This window comes from Dactylosporangium darangshiense (assembly GCF_039537565.1).
Lineage (GTDB): Bacteria > Actinomycetota > Actinomycetes > Mycobacteriales > Micromonosporaceae > Dactylosporangium > Dactylosporangium darangshiense.
This window is the reverse complement of record NZ_BAABAT010000075.1, coordinates 16,561-36,009: the sequence shown is the minus strand read 5'-3', so window position 1 is coordinate 36,009 and position 19,449 is coordinate 16,561. Positions and strand designations below refer to the sequence as shown.

16 protein-coding genes are annotated in these 19,449 nt (G+C 70.9%); 5 read left to right on the top strand and 11 right to left on the bottom strand.

Annotation, left to right across the window (positions count from 1 at the left end; all coding sequences use genetic code 11):
- Positions 1–155: 155 nt before the first annotated feature.
- A complete protein-coding gene (locus ABD901_RS54790; protein ID WP_345143409.1) occupies positions 156–1,313 on the top strand; it encodes a geranylgeranyl reductase family protein in 1,158 nt (385 codons plus the stop codon).
- 367 nt (positions 1,314–1,680) lie between these two features.
- Here ABD901_RS54790 and ABD901_RS54785 read toward each other — a convergent pair whose 3' ends face one another.
- Positions 1,681–2,049: a hypothetical protein gene (locus ABD901_RS54785; protein ID WP_345143400.1), complete on the bottom strand. Its 369-nt coding sequence runs from the start codon at positions 2,047–2,049 to the stop codon at positions 1,681–1,683.
- A gap of 48 nt (positions 2,050–2,097) precedes the next feature.
- Here ABD901_RS54785 and ABD901_RS54780 point away from each other — a divergent pair, with 48 nt between their 5' ends.
- Both ABD901_RS54780 and ABD901_RS54775 read left to right on the top strand, forming a co-directional pair.
- On the top strand, positions 2,098–2,586 hold the full coding sequence (locus ABD901_RS54780) for a MarR family winged helix-turn-helix transcriptional regulator (RefSeq protein ID WP_345143397.1): 489 nt from the start codon (positions 2,098–2,100) through the stop codon (positions 2,584–2,586).
- Positions 2,587–2,634: 48 nt separating this feature from the next.
- Positions 2,635–4,356: a putative bifunctional diguanylate cyclase/phosphodiesterase gene (locus ABD901_RS54775; protein ID WP_380139942.1), complete on the top strand. Its 1,722-nt coding sequence runs from the start codon at positions 2,635–2,637 to the stop codon at positions 4,354–4,356.
- Here the strand turns inward: ABD901_RS54775 and ABD901_RS54770 are convergent.
- Positions 4,331–5,971 carry an alpha-amylase family protein gene (locus ABD901_RS54770; protein WP_345143391.1) on the bottom strand — a complete coding sequence of 547 codons (1,641 nt, stop codon included), beginning with the start codon at positions 5,969–5,971 and terminating at the stop codon, positions 4,331–4,333. The genes ABD901_RS54775 and ABD901_RS54770 overlap by 26 nt on opposite strands.
- Positions 5,972–6,112: 141 nt before the next feature.
- On the opposite strand from ABD901_RS54770, the gene ABD901_RS54765 reads away from it, so the two are divergent.
- Positions 6,113–6,943, top strand: a complete 831-nt coding sequence (locus ABD901_RS54765) for a hypothetical protein (protein ID WP_345143388.1) — start codon at positions 6,113–6,115, stop codon at positions 6,941–6,943.
- Positions 6,944–7,310: 367 nt separating this feature from the next.
- Here the strand turns inward: ABD901_RS54765 and ABD901_RS54760 are convergent, their stop codons facing one another.
- From ABD901_RS54760 to ABD901_RS54735, 6 genes are all read right to left on the bottom strand, one after another.
- Positions 7,311–8,903 carry a glycoside hydrolase family 13 protein gene (locus tag ABD901_RS54760; protein ID WP_345143385.1) on the bottom strand — a complete coding sequence of 531 codons (1,593 nt, stop codon included), beginning with the start codon at positions 8,901–8,903 and terminating at the stop codon, positions 7,311–7,313.
- Positions 8,904–8,987: 84 nt separating this feature from the next.
- Positions 8,988–10,010, bottom strand: coding sequence for a carbohydrate ABC transporter permease (locus ABD901_RS54755; protein ID WP_345143382.1), 1,023 nt, complete (start codon positions 10,008–10,010; stop codon positions 8,988–8,990).
- Between the two features lie 124 nt (positions 10,011–10,134).
- On the bottom strand, positions 10,135–11,127 hold the full coding sequence (locus tag ABD901_RS54750) for a carbohydrate ABC transporter permease (RefSeq protein WP_345143379.1): 993 nt from the start codon (positions 11,125–11,127) through the stop codon (positions 10,135–10,137).
- A 103-nt stretch (positions 11,128–11,230) separates the two neighbouring features.
- Positions 11,231–12,622 (bottom strand): ABC transporter substrate-binding protein, encoded by a 1,392-nt coding sequence (locus tag ABD901_RS54745; protein ID WP_345143376.1) that lies wholly within the window; start codon positions 12,620–12,622, stop codon positions 11,231–11,233.
- Between the two features lie 577 nt (positions 12,623–13,199).
- Positions 13,200–14,225 (bottom strand): LacI family DNA-binding transcriptional regulator, encoded by a 1,026-nt coding sequence (locus ABD901_RS54740; RefSeq protein ID WP_345143374.1) that lies wholly within the window; start codon positions 14,223–14,225, stop codon positions 13,200–13,202.
- 140 nt (positions 14,226–14,365) lie between these two features.
- Positions 14,366–14,845, bottom strand: a complete 480-nt coding sequence (locus tag ABD901_RS54735; protein ID WP_345143371.1) for a phosphatase domain-containing protein — start codon at positions 14,843–14,845, stop codon at positions 14,366–14,368.
- An 82-nt stretch (positions 14,846–14,927) separates the two neighbouring features.
- Between ABD901_RS54735 and ABD901_RS54730 the strand changes: the two genes are divergently transcribed.
- Positions 14,928–16,415 (top strand): RtcB family protein, encoded by a 1,488-nt coding sequence (locus ABD901_RS54730; RefSeq protein WP_345143369.1) that lies wholly within the window; start codon positions 14,928–14,930, stop codon positions 16,413–16,415.
- 96 nt (positions 16,416–16,511) lie between these two features.
- On the opposite strand, the gene ABD901_RS54725 is transcribed toward ABD901_RS54730, so the two are convergent.
- From ABD901_RS54725 to ABD901_RS54715, 3 genes are all read right to left on the bottom strand, one after another.
- Positions 16,512–17,228 (bottom strand): GAF and ANTAR domain-containing protein, encoded by a 717-nt coding sequence (locus ABD901_RS54725; RefSeq protein WP_345143366.1) that lies wholly within the window; start codon positions 17,226–17,228, stop codon positions 16,512–16,514.
- Positions 17,229–17,277: 49 nt separating this feature from the next.
- Entirely contained in the window at positions 17,278–18,411 is a 1,134-nt protein-coding gene (locus ABD901_RS54720) for a SigB/SigF/SigG family RNA polymerase sigma factor (protein WP_345143363.1), read from the bottom strand.
- 117 nt (positions 18,412–18,528) lie between these two features.
- On the bottom strand, positions 18,529–19,419 hold the full coding sequence (locus ABD901_RS54715; RefSeq protein ID WP_345143360.1) for an ATP-binding protein: 891 nt from the start codon (positions 19,417–19,419) through the stop codon (positions 18,529–18,531).
- Positions 19,420–19,449 lie beyond the last annotated feature (30 nt).

Below are 19,449 nucleotides of genomic sequence, written 5' to 3'. Positions count from 1 at the left end.
CGCCCGCGGGCGCGGCGCGCCGGGCGCGGCGGCCGGCGCGCGGGCGCGGGGCGCCCGACGCGGCGCGCGGGCGCGGGGCGCAGGAGACGCGCGCGGGCGCGGGAGCGGGTGGGGCGGCGCGTGCATCGGAGTGGGCGGGGTGGCAGGCTCGGGGCATGGATGGCGGCGGCGATCGGTTCGACGTCGTGGTGGTGGGTGCCGGGCCGGCCGGGGCCGCGGCCGCGCTGGCGGCTCGGCGGGCCGGGGCGACGGTGCTGCTGCTGGACAAGGCGTCGTTCCCCCGCGACAAGCCGTGCGGTGACGGGATTGCGCCGCATGCGCTGGACGTCGCGCGGGAGTTGGGCGTGACGGGGCTTGCCGACGGGTACGTTCCGGTGCCCGCGCTCCGGCTGGTGGGGCCCGGGGGAAGGGCGGTGGCGCGGAGGCACGCTCGCCCGGCGTACACCATCCCTCGAATGGTTTTCGACCATCGCCTCGTCGAGGCGGCCCTGCGCGCGGGCGCGGTGCTGCGACGACACGCGGTGCACCGCGTTGAGGATCGCGGAGACCACGCGCTGGTCGACGGCGACATCCGCGCGGGCGCGGTCGTGGGTGCCGACGGCGCGTACTCCCTGGTGCGCCGCGCCCTCGGCCACGAGCCCAACGCGCCCGGGCACCTGGCGCTGGCGATCCGCGGCTACGCGCACGCGCCGGGGCTCGCGCCCGAGCAGCGCATCGTCACCACGGCGGCCGGCTGGCCCGCGTACGCGTGGGCGTTCCCGATCGGCGACGGCCGGGCGAACGTCGGGTACGGGGAGGTGCTGCGCGGGCAACCGCTGACCCGCAGCCACCTGCTGGAGCGCCTGTCCGCGCTCCTGCCGGACGTCGACACGGCCGGGGCCGCCGGGCTGCGCGCCCATCACCTGCCGCTGTCCACGCGCCGACCGCCGCCGGGGCGCGGGCGGCTCCTGCTCGCCGGGGACGCGCTGTCGCTCATCAACCCGTTCACGGGCGAGGGCATCTTCTACGCCGTGCTGTCCGGCGCGCTGGCCGGCGCCGCGGCGACCGATCCCGTCGCGCCCGCGGCCCGCTACCGCGCGGCCCTGCGCGCTCGCCTGGGCCGGCACCTGCGCCACTCCCGGGTGGCGGCGTCGCTGAGCTCGCAGCGCTGGATCGTCGACGCGGCGGTACGCGCCGCCGACCGCGATCAGCGGGTCTTCGACGCCCTCATCGAGCTCGGCCTGGGCGACGGGCGGTTGACGCCGCACACGTTGAGGTCGATCGCCACCGTCGCGGCATTTTCTCTCCACGATCACGCGAAAACGGCCCGCTGAAATCGGACATTGCCCTTGATCGTGGGGACATAAGGTACCGGGAGGTACATTTTCTCTCCACGATCATGGAAAAAGGGGGCTCAACCCGGTCGGTTTTCCATGATCGTGGAGAGAAAGTGCCGCGAGCGCCCCGAAGGAGCGCCATCGCACCCCCACGGGTGCGCCTGCCGCGACGACGGAGGCTGGCGCACTTCGTCCTGATTTATCGCCTGACGAGGTATAAATCCGACAAGTCGCGGTGCGGAGCGCCCGACTTGTCGGCATCACCACACAGCAAAGAACGGAGCACATACCCCGTCGGGCGAAAAGTCGGATAAATCCGGATGTGCCAGCATCTGGATTTATCCGAAGCCCACAGCACCCGGAGTCACCCGAGATTCGCGCTCATCGCCGCCAGAGTGCGCACCGTGGTCAGGTAGGACTCGTCCGCCAAGCCTGCCATGGCCCGCGCGCGGATCTGGTGCACGTCCGCCGCGATCGACGACCGCGCCGACTCGCCCGCCGCAGTGAGCTCGCCCGTGGGCGTCGTCCAGCCGCGGGCGGCCAGGCCGGCGACGACCTCCGAATAAGGCCGCTCCCCCGGCCCCCAGAAGGGGTCTGCGGGGCCGAGGCCGTTCAGCACCTGCCACTCGCGCCGCGAGACGTCGTGTGACGCCAGGGACGCGGCGAAGCAGGACTCCAGGCGGCGGTCCAGCTCGCGCAGCCAGTACCCGATGGGGCGATCCTCAGGGCGCATGGCACACTCCTCGCATACATGCCTAAGAGAATGTAGATAACAAAGAGTATGCATCCCCAGAACCGAGAACGGCAAGGCGAGCGAGGCGACGAAGTGCTCGCGGCCATCGAGAGTGCGATGGTGGCCATCCGGCGGCGGCAGACGCGGCGGGCGCTCGCGCGCGGGTACAGCGAGGTCGATCCGGCGCTGTTCGATGTCGTGGACGCCGTCGAAGACGGTGAACTGCGGCAACGCGACGTCACCGTGAGCGATGTCGCGGCGGCGCTCGATGTTGCGCAGCCCCGCGCCAGCAAGCTCGTGGCCGCGGCCGTCGACGCCGGGCTCATACGGCGCGAAGCGGACCAGAGAGACGGGCGGCGGGCCCTGCTCGTACGGACCGTGGCCGGGCGTGAACTCTCCGAGCGCGTCCACGCATCGCGGCGGGGGCGCTTCGCGCGGGCGACCGCGGACTGGAGCGCGGCCGAGCGGGCCACGTTTGCGCAGCTCCTGGGGCGGTTCGTCGACGGGCTCACGGATCCGGGCCCAGAACAGCACTGAGCGTCGATTCAACGAGAGCGCCGCTTGCAGTAATCTTCGCCGGGGGTGATGCGGGTGGCGGGCTCGGGCGGCCAGGACGATGCCGTCATCGATCCTGCGCTGTCCGCAGTTGCCCGCCAGTGGGTCGCCGCCGTGCGCCAGACCAGCTACCTCGATCTCGGCGCCGACGCGCTCCAGCACTTCTTCGAGCGGCAGGCCGCCGCGTTGCGCGGCGGGGACCCGCGGGCCGGCGACGAGGCCGGCGCGGCGCTCGTCGCGGCGGGGCTCAACAGCCCGGAGGCGCTGCAGCGCTCGATCGCCGTGCTGTTCGCGCTGCCGAACACCAACGGCGAGCTGGTCGGGGCGTTCGCGGCCGGGTTCGCGCGGGCGAGCCGGCAGAAGGTGCTCGACGACCAGGAGCGCATCCGGCGCGCGTGGACGCGGGCGCTCACCGACGCCGAGCACAGCCTGCAGCGGGAGCTTCACCACCAGGCGCACCACGACCCGTTGACCGGGCTGCCCAACCGGGTGCTGCTCTACGGGCACCTGGCCGAGGCGCTGCGCGACGCCGAGGACGGTACGCGCGTCGGGGTGTGCTTCCTCGACCTCGACGAGTTCAAGACCATCAACGACACGCTCGGGCACGGGTACGGCGACCAGCTGCTCGTCGCCCTCGCCGACCGGCTGCGCTCGTGCGTCCTCGACGCCGGGCACTTCGTGGCGCGGGTCGGCGGCGACGAGTTCGTGGTCGTGGTGCGCGACACCAAGGGGCCCGAGGAGCTGACCGAGCTCGCCGAGGCCATGCTGTCCGCGCTCAACAAGCCGGTGCGCCTCGACGGGCACGAGCTCGCGGTGTCGGCCAGCATCGGCATCGTCGAGCAGGCCGCGCGCGGCGCGGAGCCGGAGGAGCTGCTGCGGGCCGCCGACGCGACGCTCTACCTCGCCAAGGCCGACGGGCGGGCGCGCTACGCCGTCTTCGACGAGCAGCGCAATGCTCAGCAGCTGCTGCAGTACGGGCTCACGGGGCGGCTGGCCGGCGCGCTGGAGCGCGGCGAGTTCGAGCTGGTGTACCAACCCCTGGTCGGCCTGGCCGACAACCGGCTGCGCGGCGCGGAGGCGCTGCTGCGCTGGCGGCATCCGGAGCTCGGCACCGTCTCGCCCAACACGTTCATCCCGGTCGCCGAGCAGTCCGGCATGATCCTGCCGCTGGGGCGCTGGGTGCTGCGCGAGTCGTGCCTGGCCGCGGCCGCCTGGCAGCGCAGCCACCCCGGCGAGCGGCTGCTGATCAGCGTGAACGTCTCGCCCCGGCAGTGCACCGACCCGCGACTGCTCGACGACGTGCGCGCGGCGCTGGCCGACTCGGGGCTGGAGCCGGGCAACCTGCAGCTGGAGCTGACCGAGACGGTGCTGATGCAGTCGACCGGGCGGCCGGTGCAGACCCTTCGCACGATCGCCGACCTCGGGGTGCGGATCGTCATCGACGACTTCGGCATCGGCTACTCCAACCTGGCCTACCTGCGCCACCTGCCGGTGCACGGCCTGAAGCTGGCCGGCGCGTTCATGGCCGGCATCCGCAAGCTGGAGAGCGACCACGTCGACGAGCAGATCGTCGAGACGGTCATCCGGCTGGCGCACACGCTGCAGATGACCGTCACGGCCGAGGGCATCGAGACCGCCGACCAGGCCGCCCGGCTGGCCGCGCTGGGCTGCGACCTCGGGCAGGGCTGGCACTTCGGCCGGCCGGTGGCGCCGGCGCGCATTCCCGCTATGCGTTCTCCCGCCGAAGCCTGATCCAGCGGTACCCGTACGGGCCCAGCGCCAGCTCCGAGAGGTCCCCGACCTCCGCGTACCGCCGGTCGCCGAACACCTCGTTGGGATGGTTGGCGTCGCGGCGCAGCTCGCCCAGGTCCGCCACGACGTCCTCGGTCCCGAGGTTGTGCAGGAACAGCATCGCCCCGGTCGGCCCCTCGGCGACGTGGGCCAGGACGCCCGGCGGCAGCGGCCGGTCCACGACCGTGCAGGTGCCGTTGGAAACCTCGGGGCTCTCCCGCAGGGTGCGGATCATCCGCTCGAACCAGGCCAGCAGGGACCGGTCGTCGTGGCGCTGGGCCGTGACGTTCACCTTGTGGTACGCGTACTCCCCCTTGGCGATGACCGGCCGGATCGGCTCGGCGGCGCTGAACCCGCCGTTGGTGTCGAACGACCACTGCATCGGCGTGCGGATCGCGTAGCGGCCCGGCAGCGAGAGGTCCTCGCCCATGCCGATCTCCTCGCCGTAGCGCAGCACCGGGGTGCCTCGCAGCGTGAACTGCAGCGAGTACGCCAGCTCGATGCGGTTACGGTCCCCGCCGAGCATCGGGGCGAGCCGCCGGCGGATGCCCCGGTCGTAGAGGCGCATCGAGTCGTCGGGGCCGAACCGCGCGAACACGTCCTCGCGCTGCTCGGCGGTCAGGCGGGACAGGTCGATCTCGTCGTGGTTGCGCAGGAACGTCGCCCACTGCCCGCCCGCCGGCAGCCGCGGCGTGGCGCCGAGCCACTCGATGACCGGCTCCGGGTTCTGCCGCGCCAGGGCCAGCACCAGCCGCGCGTTGAGCATGAAGTCGAAGAGCATGTGGATGCGGTTGCCCGAGCCGCCGCCGTCGCCGAAGTACTGCGGCAGCTTCTCCGGCTCGACGTTGGCCTCGGCGAGCAGCATCGCGTCGCCGCGGCGCCACTGCACGTGCTGGCGAAGCTCCGTGAGGTAGTCGAAGTCCATCGGGCACTCGGGACGGCCCGGCTCGGTGAGCTCGATGATGAACGGCACCGCGTCCATGCGGAACCCGGCCACGCCGAGCTGGATCCAGAAGGCGAGGACCTTCTTGATCTCGGCGCGCACCTGCGGGTTGGTGAAGTTCAGGTCGGGCTGGAAGTCGTAGAAACGGTGGTAGTACCAGGCTCTGGCCTTGCGGTGGTACGTCCACGTCTCCGACTGCTCGCCGGGGAACACCATGCCCTGGTGGCGGTCGGCCGGCTCACGCTCGCTCCAGACGAACCAGTCGCGGTACGGCGAGTCCGGCGACGCAACCGCCGACTGGAACCACGGATGCTGATCCGAGGTGTGGTTCACCACAAGGTCCATGATCACCTTGATGCCCCGGTTCGCAGCCTCGTGCAACAGCTCGGCGAAATCGCCCAGCGTGCCCAGCCGCGGATCGACGTTGTAGAAGTCGGTGGCGTCGTAGCCGTCGTCCCGCCCGGGCGTCGGATGGATCGGGCTGAGCCACAGGCAGTTGACTCCGAGCCTGGTCAGGTAGTCCAGCCGGCCGACGACACCTTGAAAGTCGCCGATGCCGTCGCCGTTGGAGTCCTGGAACGTCTCGACGTCCAGGCAATAGATGACACTCTCGGTGTACCACCGTTCGCCCATGCGAATCGGGTAACCGAATCGGCCTCCGCCCAAACGCGCGCTTGCGTGCGCAAGGCCCGGACCGCGAGGATGACTCCCGGGGGGCTGATGGTCGACTTCGCTGGCGCGCTACGAGACGCAATCCAGGCACGTGGTCTGGGGTTGGAGCGCATCCAGGAGCGGTTACGGGCGGAGGGCTACTCGGTCAGCCTGGCCACCCTGAGTTACTGGCAGACCGGTCGCAGCCGGCCGGAGCGGCGCGAGTCGCTCGCGGCGCTGGCCGAGCTCGAGAAGATCCTGGAGGTCGAGCCGGGCTCTCTCGCCGCCCTGGTGGGCCCGCCGCGGCCCCGCGGGCGCCACCTGCACAAGAGCGCGGAAAACCCGGAGCTGGGCGCCTTCTGGTCCGAGCGCGACCTCATCGTCGACCTGGCACAGGGCATCGACACCCGCTGGGACGAGCGGCTGACCCGGCTCAGCCAGCACGACCGGGTCAACGTCGGGCCCGACCGGGGCGAGGTTTCGTTCCTGGTCCGCCAGGTGCTGCGGGCCGAGGCCGACGGCCCGGACCGCTGGGTCGCCATCATCCGCCTGGACGTGCCGGGCAACCCGCTGCCGCTGCTGACCCCCGTGCGCAACTGCCGGCTGGGGCGCGTCGTGGAGCACCCGGAGAGCGGCCTGTTGCTGGCCGAATTGTTGTTCGACCGGCCGCTCGCCAAGGGTGAGACGGTGATCACCGAACATGCGCTGCACAATTATCCGCCGTTTCCGCTGGCGACACAGTACGAGCGCAAGTTCCGGCTGCCGGTCCGCGAATACGTCGTCGAGGTCTGTTTCGACCCCGCCGCCTTACCGCGGGCCGTCTTTCAGTACCAGCAGATGGACGGCCAGGACGAACAGGTCACGTCGATGGAGGTCGACGTGGGCCACTCTGTCCACGCGATCGCCCTCGACTACGGCCCCGGCCGCTACGGACTACGGTGGGACTGGGAGTAGAAAGCCCTGCTCACAACACCTTCGACAGGGTCGATCGCAGCACCTTGGACGGTAGGGAAGAACAACGGGGCGCCGGTGTGGCCAGCGCCCCGCCTCTGTTCCCGGAAATACCCGGCGTCACCATCGGAACGGCTGGGATGTCGCCGCGACGGTTAGGGTGGAACGCATGTGCCGCCTCCACAAGGAAGTCTTTTTCCTTGGGAATGAAACTATTGGCCGCCGCGCTCGCCCTCAAGATTGTGGATCGCCTTAACAGTTAACGCTCGCGGGACCGCGCCGCCTTAACAGTTAAGAGTAAAAAGGGCCGGACGGTCGCACCCGCCAACTTGTGCGACCGCCCGGCGTCTGAGGTCCCCGTGAATGTGCCTTACGCGAGCCGGATCCAGGCCGAGGCGTCCGGCGGGAGCGTGCCGTCCTCGTTGAGCGGGACGCTGCTGAGCAGCACCTCGCGGTGCGGCGGCAGGACGGTTGGCTCCGTGCCCAGGTTGGTGACGTTGGCGAACGACTCGTCGCGTGCGAAGGCGAGCACCTGCGGGTCCGACTCGAGCCAGCGCATCGGCCCGTCGCCCAGGGCCGGGTCCTCCCGGCGGATGCGCAGCGCGTCGCAGTACAGCTGCAGGAACGAGCCCGGCTCGCCCTGCTGCGCGGCGACCGAGAGCCCGGCCCAGTGCGCCGGCTGGGGCAGCCACGGCTCGCCCGAGGCGTCGGCCGGGCTGAACCCGAAGGGGGGTTGCGACCCCGACCAGGGCAGCGGCACACGGCAGCCGTCCCGGCCGGGGTCAACACCCCCGGAGCGGTGGAACATGGGGTCCTCGCGCAGCGCGTCGTCGAGGTCCTCGACCTCCTCCAGGCCGAGCTCCTCGCCCTGGTACAGGTAGTAGGCGCCCGGCAGCGACATCGTCAGCAGCGCCGCGGCACGGGCCCGGCGGGTGCCGAGCTCGAGGTCGGACGGCACGTTGAAGCGCTTCTCGGCGAAGGCGAAGTTGGTGACCTCACGGCCGAAGCGGGTCACCTCGCGCGTCACGTCGTGGTTGGAAAGCACCCACGTGGCCGGCGCCGCGACCGGCGCGTGCACCTCGAGGGTCATGTCGATCTCGTAGCGCAGCTTCCCGGCCTCCCACGGCGCGCCCAGGAAGGCGAAGTTGAACGCCGTGTGCAGCTCGTCGGCGCGCAGGTACCGCGCGAACGCCTCGTGGTCGGGCAGCCAGACCTCGCCGATGAGGGCGCGCGGCGGGCTGTAGGTGTCCGCGATGCGCCGCCACGACTGGTACACCTCGTGGATGCCGTCGTTGTCCTCGTACACGTCGCTGACGAGCGGGTCCTTGATGAGCACGGCGGCGGAGTCGATGCGGATGCCGTCGATGCCCCGGTCCAGCCAGAAGCGCAGGATGTCCTCGAACTCCTCGCGGACGGCCGGGTGCTCCCAGTTGAAGTCGGGCTGCTCGGGCGCGAACAGGTGCAGGTACCACTCCCCGTCGGCGACCCGGGTCCAGGCCGGGCCGCCGAAGATGGACTGCAGGTCGGTCGGCGGCAGCTCGCCGTCCGCGCCCCGGCCCTTGCGGAACCAGAACAGGTCGCGCTCCGGCGAGCCCGGCGCCGAGGCGAGCGCCCGCTGGAACCACGCGTGCTGGTCGGAGCAGTGGTTCGGCACGATGTCGCAGATCACCCGGATGCCGGCGGCGTGCGCCTCCTCGATGAGCTTCTCGGCCTCGGCCAGGGTCCCGAAGATGGGGTCGATGGCGCGGAAGTCGGCGACGTCGTAGCCGCCGTCGGCGAGCGGCGAGGGGTACCACGGCACGATCCAGATGGCGTCGATGCCGAGGCCGGCCAGGTATGGCAGGCGCGAACGCAGGCCCGCCAGGTCGCCGACGCCGTCGCCGTTGCCGTCGGCGAAGCTCCGCAAGTACACCTGGTAGATAGCGGCGCTACGCCACCATGCTTGGTGGTTCTGGTCGGCCACGTGGAACCTGCTTTCTCGCACTTTGAAATGCCTACACACGACAGGTTTGAGTAGGAGTGTCGGGAGCTGACAAGGGCCGTGAGCTTAGCCCTTGACGGCACCGCCCAGTCCCGCGCCCGAGAGGAACAGGCGCTGGAACGCGAGGAAGAACACAACCGGGATGAGCGTCGAGATAGCGAGCGACGCGAGGAACACACCCAGGTCGGTCTGCGACGCGATCGCGGGAAGGCGCACCGACAGCGGCTGCTGGGCCGGGTCCTTGAGCACGAGCATCGGCCACAGGAAGTCCTTCCAGCTCGCAATGGTCGCAAACACCGACACGACGCCGAGGATCGGCTTGGACATCGGCAGGACGACCGACCAGAAGAGCCGGAACGAGCTGGCGCCGTCGACCTTGGCCGCCTCGAACACCTCGCGCGGGAGGCTGTCGAAGAACCGCGTCATGAGCACGACGTTGAACGCGCTCGCGCCGGACGGCAGCCAAACGGCCCAGAAGCTGTTGATGAGCGACGTGCCGAGGCCCGGCGGGTTGAGGATCGTGAGGTACAGCGGCACGAGGAGCACGACGCTGGGCACGAACAGGGTCGCGATCACCAGGCCGTTGATGATCCTGCCCCAGGCGGGCCGCAGGACGGACAGCACGTAGCCGCCCGTGGTCGCGACGACCATCTGCACGAACCACGAGCCGGCGGCGAGCCAGATCGTGTTGAGGAAGTACTTGCTGATCTGGACGTCGTTCCACGCCTCGGAGATGTTCGCCCAGCGCACGCCGTGCGGGAAGATCGCCAGGGGCGTGCGGATGATGTCCTGCGTGGGGGTGATCGCGAACTTGGCGAGCAGCAGCATCGGCCCGATGCCGATGATGAGGAGCAACCCCAGCAGGATCGCGTGCAGGGTCTTCATGGTCGCGCTGACGCGGGTGTTGCGCCAGTCCTGCGCCGAGACGTAGCCGCGGCCGCCCTCGAACTGCGACGCCTTGCGCCTGCGGACCGGTCGCGCAGCCCCGGCCGCACCGACCGGGGTCGCGGCCTCGGGCGCCTGCCCCCGCACATCCGCGGCAACTGCGGTCGCGCGGCCGGATCCGTCGGAGTTCGGCGGGAAAGTCATGGTGGTCCTCTTCCCCTCAGGGAGATGTTGGCCGCTCACGCCGTTACCTCCGCTTCGCTCCGGCGCCGGCGCGAGTCAATGCTGTATCCATGGTTCGCGGCTCCTCCGCTTCGCTCCGGACCGCTCACGACTTGCTCCAGCCGGACGTGAGCTTGAAGTACACCAGCGACAGGATCGCCAGGAACGCGGCGAGCATGACGGACAGGGCCGTGGCCGCGCCGTAGTTGCCGCCCAGGGAGCTGCCGAACCCGTAGTTGTAGATCATGAGCAGGATCGTCAGCGTGGCGTTCGCCGGGCCGCCGCCGGTGAACAGGTAGGGCTCCAGGAACACCTGGACGGTACCGATGATCTGCAGGATGAACGTGATGAGCAGGACGCCGCGCAGCTGCGGCATCGTCACGTGCCACACCTTGCGCCAGATGCCGGCGCCGTCGACCTCGGCGGCGTCGTACAGCTCGTCCGGAACGCTGATGAGCGCGGCCAGGTAGATGATCACCGTACCGCCGGCCGCGGCCCAGGTCGCCTCGACGACGAGGGACGGCATCACCAGGGACGAGCTCGACAGCCACGTGTACGGGCCGAGGCCGACGTAGCTCAGGATCGTGTTGAACACGCCGTCGGCGGAGCCGTCGTAGAAGAACTTCCACAGCAGGACCGCGACGACGGGCGGCACGACCACCGGGAGGTAGGCCAGCACGGAGTACAGGCCCTTGCGCTTGCGGACCGAGCTGATGAGCACCGCCGTCACCAGCGGGACCGGGAAGCCGATCACGAGGGCGAGCAGCGCGAAGTACAGGGTGTTGCGGATGGCCGTCGGCAGGTCGGGATCGGTGAGCACGTACTGGAAGTTGTGCCAGCCGACCCACTTCGGCGTCCCGACGAGGTTGGTCTTCTGGAAGCTCATGACGGCCGACCGCACGATCGGCCACCACGAGAAGACCCCGAAGATGACCAGGAGCGGCAGCGCGAACACGACCGAGCTCAGCCCGCCGCGCTGGGCCCAGGTCACCGGGCTGCGCCGGCGGACCCGGCCGACCGGGGCGTCGCCCGTCCCCGGCCTGTGGTTGCCGCCGGCGACGGCGTCACCGGCCCGCCGCGGGGCGCCCAAAGCACTCACGGCACATCACTCCTCGTCCTGGATTCGGGGACTGAGCCCCGGTGCGGGCCGCCGGTTGCCCGGCGGCCCACACCTTGCGGGTTGTCGATGATGCGGTGAGCGATCAGCCGGCCGCGTCGATGGCGCGCTGCGCCTTCGCGTTGGCGTCGGTGAGGAGCTGGTCGATGTTGGCGTTCTTGTCGGTCAGGACCGCCTGGACGACCGTGTCGAGCGACTTGTAGACGTCCTGGGTGGCGATGGCCGGCTCGTTGACGAGCTTGGCGTCGAAGACCTTGGTGGTGAACGTGGTCATCTGGTCCAGCGGCACGTTCACGTAGGACTTGATCCACTCCTGGTACTGCTGGTACTGCTGCTGCGAGAAGATCGGCAGCTCGGGGGTGCCGACGGGCTGCTTGCTCGCCACCTGGACCTGCGCCTGCTTCGCCGCGGCGTCCGCGTTGGTGTACTTACGCAGGTAGTGGGCGTCGATCCACTTGATCGCGGCGGCCTTCTCGTTGTTGGTGGCCTTGCTGGACACGGCGGCCATGGTGCCGCCACCGAGCACGCCCGAGTCGCTGCCCGTGAGCGGGATCATCGTGAGGCCGTACGACTTCGGGTTGATGTTGTTCGTCTGCACCAGGCTCGTGTAGACGTCCTGGCCCGAGGTGTACATGCCGATCTTGCCGGCGGCGAACGCCTGGTTGATGCCCGACCAGTCGTAGGTGAAGTTCGCGCCCATGGAGTTGTCGGTCCAGCGCAGGTCCTTCAGGAACTGCAGCGCGGCCTTGGTGCCGTCGTTGTTGAGCGTCGCCTTCTTGCCGTCCTCCATGCGACCGCCGCGGGCGTAGGTGTCGACCGTCAGCTGCCAGCCGCCGGTGGCGTCCTTGGCCATCTGAGCGAAGCCGGCCTGGCCGGTCTTGTCCGCGATGGCCTTGGCGTCCGTGCGGACCTCGTCCCAGGTGGTCGGCGGCTTGTTCGGGTCGAGGCCGGCCTGGGTGAACAGGTCGCGGTTGTAGTGCAGGCCGACCGCGTAGATGCTCTTCGCGGGGATGGCGTAGACGTGACCGTCCTGGCCCTGGCCGTACTGCAGCAGGTTCTTGTTGAAGTTCGCGGCGTACGAGAGCGAGTTGAGGTACGCCTGCATGTCAACGATCTGCTGGTTCGCGATCAGCGTCTTCGCGTCGGTGAAGGGGATCTCGAACACCGTCGGCAGCGTGCCGCCAGCGAGGTCGGCCGCGAACGTGGTGGCCTTCCACTCGTAGTCGTGGGTCTTGACCGTGATGTTCGGGTTTTCCTTCTGGAAGTCCGTCACTTCCTGCGCGAGCGCCTGCTGCGCCTCGGGCTTGGCGCCCGGGAGCAGACCAACGACGTTGAGCGTGACCTTGGTGTTCGGGTCGAGCGTCGTCGATTCCGAGCCGCCGGCCTTGTCGTCACTGGAGCCGCACGCCACGAGCGTGCCGCTGAGGGCGAGCGCACCCACGAAGGCCAATGCCCTCGTGGTACGTGAGTACTTCATCGTCGCTCCTTGTTGGGGTGTGTAGTCATCCGGCCCTGGATGGTGCGGATCGGATGGGGGGACAGGACCCACATGACGGGCGCACCGACGAGGGCGCGCGGCCCGTCGTACGAGTCGGCGGTCGCTCGCAATGGATCCCTTCCTTCGTAGGAGGCCGTGCGGGGCGGTCGGGCGTCCAACCGGTGAACCGCATCGCACGCGGTTACTGCTCGGTTTCCATCGCATCGCGTCAGGGTTTCGGCCCGACGTAGGCAGAGATTAGGCTCACGTCGCACAAGAAGTCCATGGTCCGTTGCAAAATTTTAATCATGTCCGGACACCCGTTTGCACGGGCGCGCTCCCACGGGCTCGCAACTTGCACGGAATCGGCCGAAAACGCGCAGCACAGGGCCGCGGGGCGGCCCTTGCCGATCACCGACGGCGGCCGCCCGGTCGCGCTGGGCCGACGAAGGACCATGACGAGCGGCCAACACGATGCAAGCGGCGGCGGCAAGCCCGTTGCGCGAAGATGCAAAGAGCGCCACGACTTCGCGCAGAAGTCGTGGCGCTCTTGGGGTTTGTCTGATATTGAGCGGGTTTACGCCGCGGTCGTCGCGCGGGCCTCCTGCAGCGCGCCGGTCGAGCCGCGCACGACGAGCTCGGGCTCGAAGAGCATCTCCTCGGTCGGCACGAGCGTGCCGGCGACCTGGCTCACCAGCAGCGTCACCGCGGCCTGGCCCATCGCCTGGATGGGCTGGCGCACCGTGGTCAGCGGCGGGTCGGTGCAGTTCATGAACAGGGAGTCGTCGAAGCCGACCACCGACACGTCGTCGGGCACCTCGCGGCCGAGCCGGCGTGCGGCCCGGATCGCGCCGAGCGCCTGGACGTCGGAGGCGCAGATGATGCCGGTGACGCCGTGCTTGATGAGCCGCGTGGCGCCCGCGCGCCCGCCCTCCATCGAGAAGATGACGCGCTCGACGTCGTTCTCGTCGACCGTGCTCGACTCCGCCGCGGCGGCCTGGAACGCGGCCAGCTTGCGGTTGGAGGGCGCGTGGTCGGCCGGGCCCAGGATCAGCCCGATGCGCTTGTGCCCCAGCGAGCTCAGATGGTTGAACGCCTGGTCCACGGCGTGGCCGTCGTCCACCGACACGCGGGGGAAGCCCAGGTCGTCGATGGCGGCGTTGACCAGCACCGCGGGCAGGCCGCGGTCGTGCAGGCGGTGGTAGTGCTCGTGCTCCGCCGCCGCCTGGTGGTAGAGCCCGCCGCAGAAGATGATGCCGGACACGTGCTGGTCCAGCAGCATCTCGACGTAGTCGGCCTCGGAGACGCCGTCCGCGGTCCGGGTGCACAGCACCGGGGTGAAGCCGCGCTTGGACAGCGCACCGGCGACCACTTCGGCGAAGGCCGGGAAGATCGGGTTTTGCAGTTCCGGCAGCACGAGGCCGACCAGGCGGGCCCGCTCGCCGCGAAGCTTGGTTGGCCGCTCATAGCCCAGCACGTCGAGGGCGGTGAGGACCGCCGTGCGGGTTGCGTCAGAGATGCCGGGCTTGCCGTTGAGCACCCGACTCACGGTCGCCTCGCTCACGCCGGCGTACTTCGCCACCTCAGCGAGTCGTCGAGTCATGCCCGCAAGCGTAGTGCATGACTACGCAATTTTTTGCACGATGTCGCCCACGCAACCGTCCGTCCTGGCCGCGGCCCTGGACCTTGCCGGTGTGATGCCCGAAAAGTGTGATTTTCCGGGCACCACGTCAAGCGAACGGGTCAGGTGCGGCCCTCGCGCTCCTGCGCCTTGCCGAGGGTCGACGAGTGCGGCACCCAGTCGGCGAGACGCACCTGGTAGCCGAGGCCGCGCAGCCGCTGCACCACCTCGGGGTCGTCGTCGACCACGACCTCGATCGGGGACTCCTTCGCCAGCCGCGCCAGCTGCCGCGACTTGAAGTCGCGCGCCGGGCGGCGGTCGTTCGCCGGGCGCATGAACAACAGCTCCGCGGGCAGGCCGGCGGCGCCCAGCCACGCGGCGGTGAGCTCGCGCAGGTGCTCCGGCCGGCCGGTCAGCCACACCAGCACGTGCTCGGCCGCGTACTGCTGGGCGAGCGCGACGCCCTGCTGCAGTACCGGATCCCGGTCGGCGGCGGCGAAGAACCGGCCCCAGTCCTTGGGCCGGCGCTCCAGGTAGCGCAGCCGGTGCCGCACGTCGGCGACCACCCCGTCGATGTCGAACACGGCGAGCGAGGACTCCATGCGCCCAGTCTGGCAGGCGCTGACCTCGCACCGTCTAAATGGATCGCTCGTCATCTCACTCCGGGCCTACCCTCGGGGGACGATGACGAAGCGGACCGACCCCCGGCTCGAGCGCCTCGGCGAGGCCTGGACCACGCTGCCCAACCCCTACGACATCCCGGTCGAGATCTGCGCCGGGCCGGACGTGCCGATCGAGCCCGCCGCACTGGACGAGCTGCTGACCGTCCTGGACACCCAGCGCACCCTGGACTCGCTCGCCGGGGACGGGGTGCGCCCGCGCATCGAGCGGGTGGTGTGCACGCCCGACTTCCACAAGGGCGCCGGCATCCCGATCGGCACCGTCCTGCAGACCTCCGGCGCGCTGGTACCGCAGGCGGTCGGCAACGACATCAACTGCGGCATGCGGGTCGAGGCCACGTCCCTGACGGTCGAGCAGGTCCGCCCGCGCCTCGACGAGCTCGAGCGGCGGCTGCGGCACGTGTTCTTCGAGGGCGGCCGGCACATCGGCCTCACACCGGCGCACCGCGAGGGCCTCCTGCGCGCCGGGCTGCCGGGCCTGCTCGCCGAGGGCCCGCTCGGCCACGCCGTGCGCGACGCCGACCGCCTCCACGCGGGCGCGTTCCCGGCCGGCTCCGCCGAGGAGTTCCGCGACTGGGTCACCAGCGGCGGCGGGACCAGCTACGACAGCATCATCGGCGGCGTCGGCGGCGGGAACCACTTCGCCGAGCTGCAGTACGTCGCCGCCGTCCACGACGGCCCGACCGCATACGCCTGGGGCCTCGCGCCCGGCCGGATCGTCACGATGGTGCACAGCGGCTCGCTGTCGCTGGGCCACCAGGCCGGCGCGACCGGGCGGGACCTTGCACGCAAGGCCTGGCCCGCGGGCCTGCCGTTGCCGGACAACGGGATCCTGCCCATCCCGCTTTCGGAGAAGACCGAAAAACTGCGGCATCGGTACCTCACGAGCTTCGCCAACGCCGCCAACTTCGCGATCGGCAACCGGTACTTCCTGTCGCTCATGATGCGCACCGGCCTGACGGCGGCCGTCGGCGAGCTGGACGTCCGGCTCGTGTACGACGCGCCGCACAACCTGCTGTGGCCCGGCGGCTCCGGCTCACCCTGGGTCAAGGGCGACGGCCCCGACGATGTCGTACTGCACCGCAAGGGCGCCACGCCGGCCGGCCTGTCCGCCGACGGCTGGGGCGAGCCGGTCATCGTGCCCGGCTCGATGGGCGCGCCCAGCTACCTGCTGCGCGGCCTGGGCAACGAGCGTGCGCTCACCAGCGCCTGCCACGGCGCCGGGCGCAGCGTGCCCCGCGGCGCGGCGTCCCGCGGCAGCGACGCCGAGCTCGACGAGTTCCTGCGCGAGTTCCGGGTGGTCACCCCGCTGAACCACCGCGACCCGGCGGTGGCGGCGCGGCGGGACATCATCGCCGCGTGGCGGCGCGACCTCAAGCAGGAGGCGCCGTGGGCCTACAAGGAGGTCCGCCCGGTCGTCGAGAGCCTGCGCATCGCGGCCGTCGCCGAGCCGGTGGTGGAGCTGCGACCCCTGCTGACCGTCAAGGGCTGACGCGACTGAAGCGACCGTCCGGCCCCTGACGTGGCGCACCACCGTCAGGGGCCGAACCGGCGCTTCACCGCCAGGGACTGACGCGGCGCTCCACCATCAAGGGCTGACGCGGCGCTCGACCGTTTGCACCAGGCGGGCGGCGACCGTCGTCAGCGGCAGGCCGAGCCGCGCGGCGGTGCTGCGCAGCACGTCCAGCGCCGCCTCCGCCGAGCAGGCCCGCTGGACCATCATGATGCCGACGGCGCGGTTGACCGTCTCGCCGTCGGCCAGCGCCTCGGTCAGCTCGGCGTGCGCGCCCGCGCGGCGGCCGCGGTCCAGCACGGCGGACAGCAGCAGGCCGGCGTGCTCGGCGACCAGCATCGCGGTCAGCCCGACGTCGGTGGTGAAGAGGCCGGGCTCGGTGCAGTACACGGTGAGCGCGCCGATCGCCTGCTCGTCGATGTCGACCGGGACGCTGAGCACCGCCTTGACGCCGGCCTCCAGCGCGCGAGGGCGCCACTGCGGCCACCGGGTCTCGGCGGCCAGGTCGTCGGCGAGGATGAGGTCGCGGGTGCGGATCGCCTCCATCGAGGGGCCGGTGCAGGCGCCGCCGTGCCCGTCCAGCAGCGACTCCGGCAGGCCGGGCGAGGCCGCCGCGGTGGACGGCCCGCCGGAGCGGACCAGCGTGACCGCGCACCACGACGCGCCCTCCACCAGGTCTGCGGCGGTCTCGACGAGGTCGTCCAGCGCCTCGTCGAGGTCGTCGCTGGCGATCAGCCTGGCGGTGAGCTGGCGTAGTACGGCGGCGATCTCCACGGTGTGGAGGTCAGTCACGGCTCCCCCTTCGTCGACCGGGGGACCTACTACCCTTCGGGCGCTGATCTCAACCGTCGAGCAGCGCCCGCCGCAGGCCGTCCAGGGTGCGGCTCAGCAGCCGCGACACGTGCATCTGCGAGATGCCCAGGTCGGCGGCGATCTGCGCCTGGGTGCGGTTGCCGTAGAAGCGCAGCGACAGGATGCGCCGCTCGCGCTCGGGTAGCCGGGCGATCAGCGGTTTGATCGCCTGGCGGAACTCGACGCCGTCGATGTCCCGGTCGTCGTCGCCCAGCACGTCGGCCAGCGTGCCGGCGTCGTCGTCGCCGCCCAGCGGGGCGAAGAGCGACACCGGGCGGTACGCCGAGGACGCCACCAGCGCCTCGAGCACCTGCTCCTCGTTGATGCCGAGGTGGTCCGCGACGTCCTTCGGCGTGGGCGAGCGGCCCAGCCGCTGGCCCAGCGAGTCGCGCACCCGGTTGATCTCGATGCGCAGCTCCTGCAGCCGGCGCGGGACGTGCACGCCCCAGCCCTTGTCGCGGAAGTACCGCTTCAGCTCGCCGACAATCGTCGGGGTTGCGTAGCCGCCGAAGTCGGTGCCGTAGTCGGGGTCGAAGCCTTCGATCGCCTTCATCAGCCCGAGCGCGGCCACCTGGCTCAGGTCCGCCGGCGACTCACCCATGCCATGGAAGCGCCGGGCCAGCCGGTCGGCCAGTGGCAGGCTGTGCGCCACCGCGCGGTCGCGCAGGGCGCCGCGGCGCGGGTCGCTGCGGTCCATCGCCGCCGCTTGGCGCAGCAGCTCGTTGACCGTGGTCCACTGGCTGGGTGGCTCCGCGTCCTCGCCCTCCTGCGGCGGCGCCGGTGGGGCGCCGGCCGGCGGGTCGTCGTACGCCCGCAGCTGCTTCGCGGCGCCAATGATCTCCAGCACGTCCAGCACGAGGTCGCTCGCGCCGGGGGCGCGCAGTGCGCCACCGCGCTCCTGCGCCTCGGTCTGGGCGCGCAACAGGGTGTCCGCCGCAGCGCAGTCGAGCAGGCGCAGCCGCGAAAGGTCGACGGTCAGGTTCAGCTGGCCGGCGTCGAGCCGCCGCGAAAGATGCATTCGCAGCCCGACGCTCGCCGCATAATCGAGGACTCCGGAAGGACGCAGTACCTCGTCGTCGCCATTCCGCCAGCTGTCCAGTTCAGGCAAACAATCCGTAGGCATTGTCTCCATGGCGGAGACTCCCCCTAATCTGCTCAGGCGGATTTGCTTTCCGGATCACTGTACGCACCAATTCCCGCGCATTCTCAAAGCGAAAGGATGAGTTCACGGGTGAGCTTTTTAAATGCGCAGGGTCGCCCAAACCACCTTACCGTCCGGCACCGGGGTGTATCCCCACGCGTGTGTGAGGGCGCTGACCACCAGCAGCCCACGGCCGTCCTCGCGCAGCTGCTCCTCCATCGGCTCGAGCTCGGAATCGAGCGCCGTCGCGGATTTCACGGACGCGCTATTCGCGTTTGTCCACGCGCGCTCGACGGGCCACGGGCGGCCCGGGTGCGTGTTCATCGCGGCCCAGTCGGGCTCGCTCGCACGCGGGCGCGGGGCCGCGTCCTCCTGCTCGCCGCCGCCGAGGCGGGGGCGGCCGGGGCCGTGGTCGCGCACGGAGATGTGCAGCAGGCGGCGGTCGCGGGCGACGCCGACCTCCATCTCGGTGCCGGCGTGGCGCAGGACGTTGCTGACCAGCTCGGTCACGACCAGCTCGGCGACGTCGCGGACCCGCTCGACGCCCCAGCGCATGCAGGCGCGGCCGACCAGGTGCCGGGCCGCGGCGGTAGCGTCGAGCATCGGCTGCAGCGTCACACGCATCCGCTCCGCGGTGCCGGGCGCGCCGGCCAGGGCGGCGTCGGTGGTCGGGTACACGGGCACAAGGCGGGCGACGGCCATCCGGTCCAGCGCCGAGGCCAGCGGCGGCGGGGCGGCGGCGAGGGTCATCGCGCTGCCCGGCCAGGCCGCCGCGTGCTGGGCCAGCGCCGGCAGCACGGTCAGCGCGACATCGTCGCGATGGCGCAGGGCGGCGACGTCCAGCACGATCACGGACGGCTCCGCGGCAAGGCAGGCGAGCACCGCCGAGCGCAACGACGGTGAGCTGTCCACGTCCAGCACCCCGTCGAGGCGCACGACCGTGGCATCACCCCGCCGCTCGATGCGGGCCTGCAGGTCTTCCGCCCTCATGGGGTGATGCTCTACCCACCCGCGGCGTTA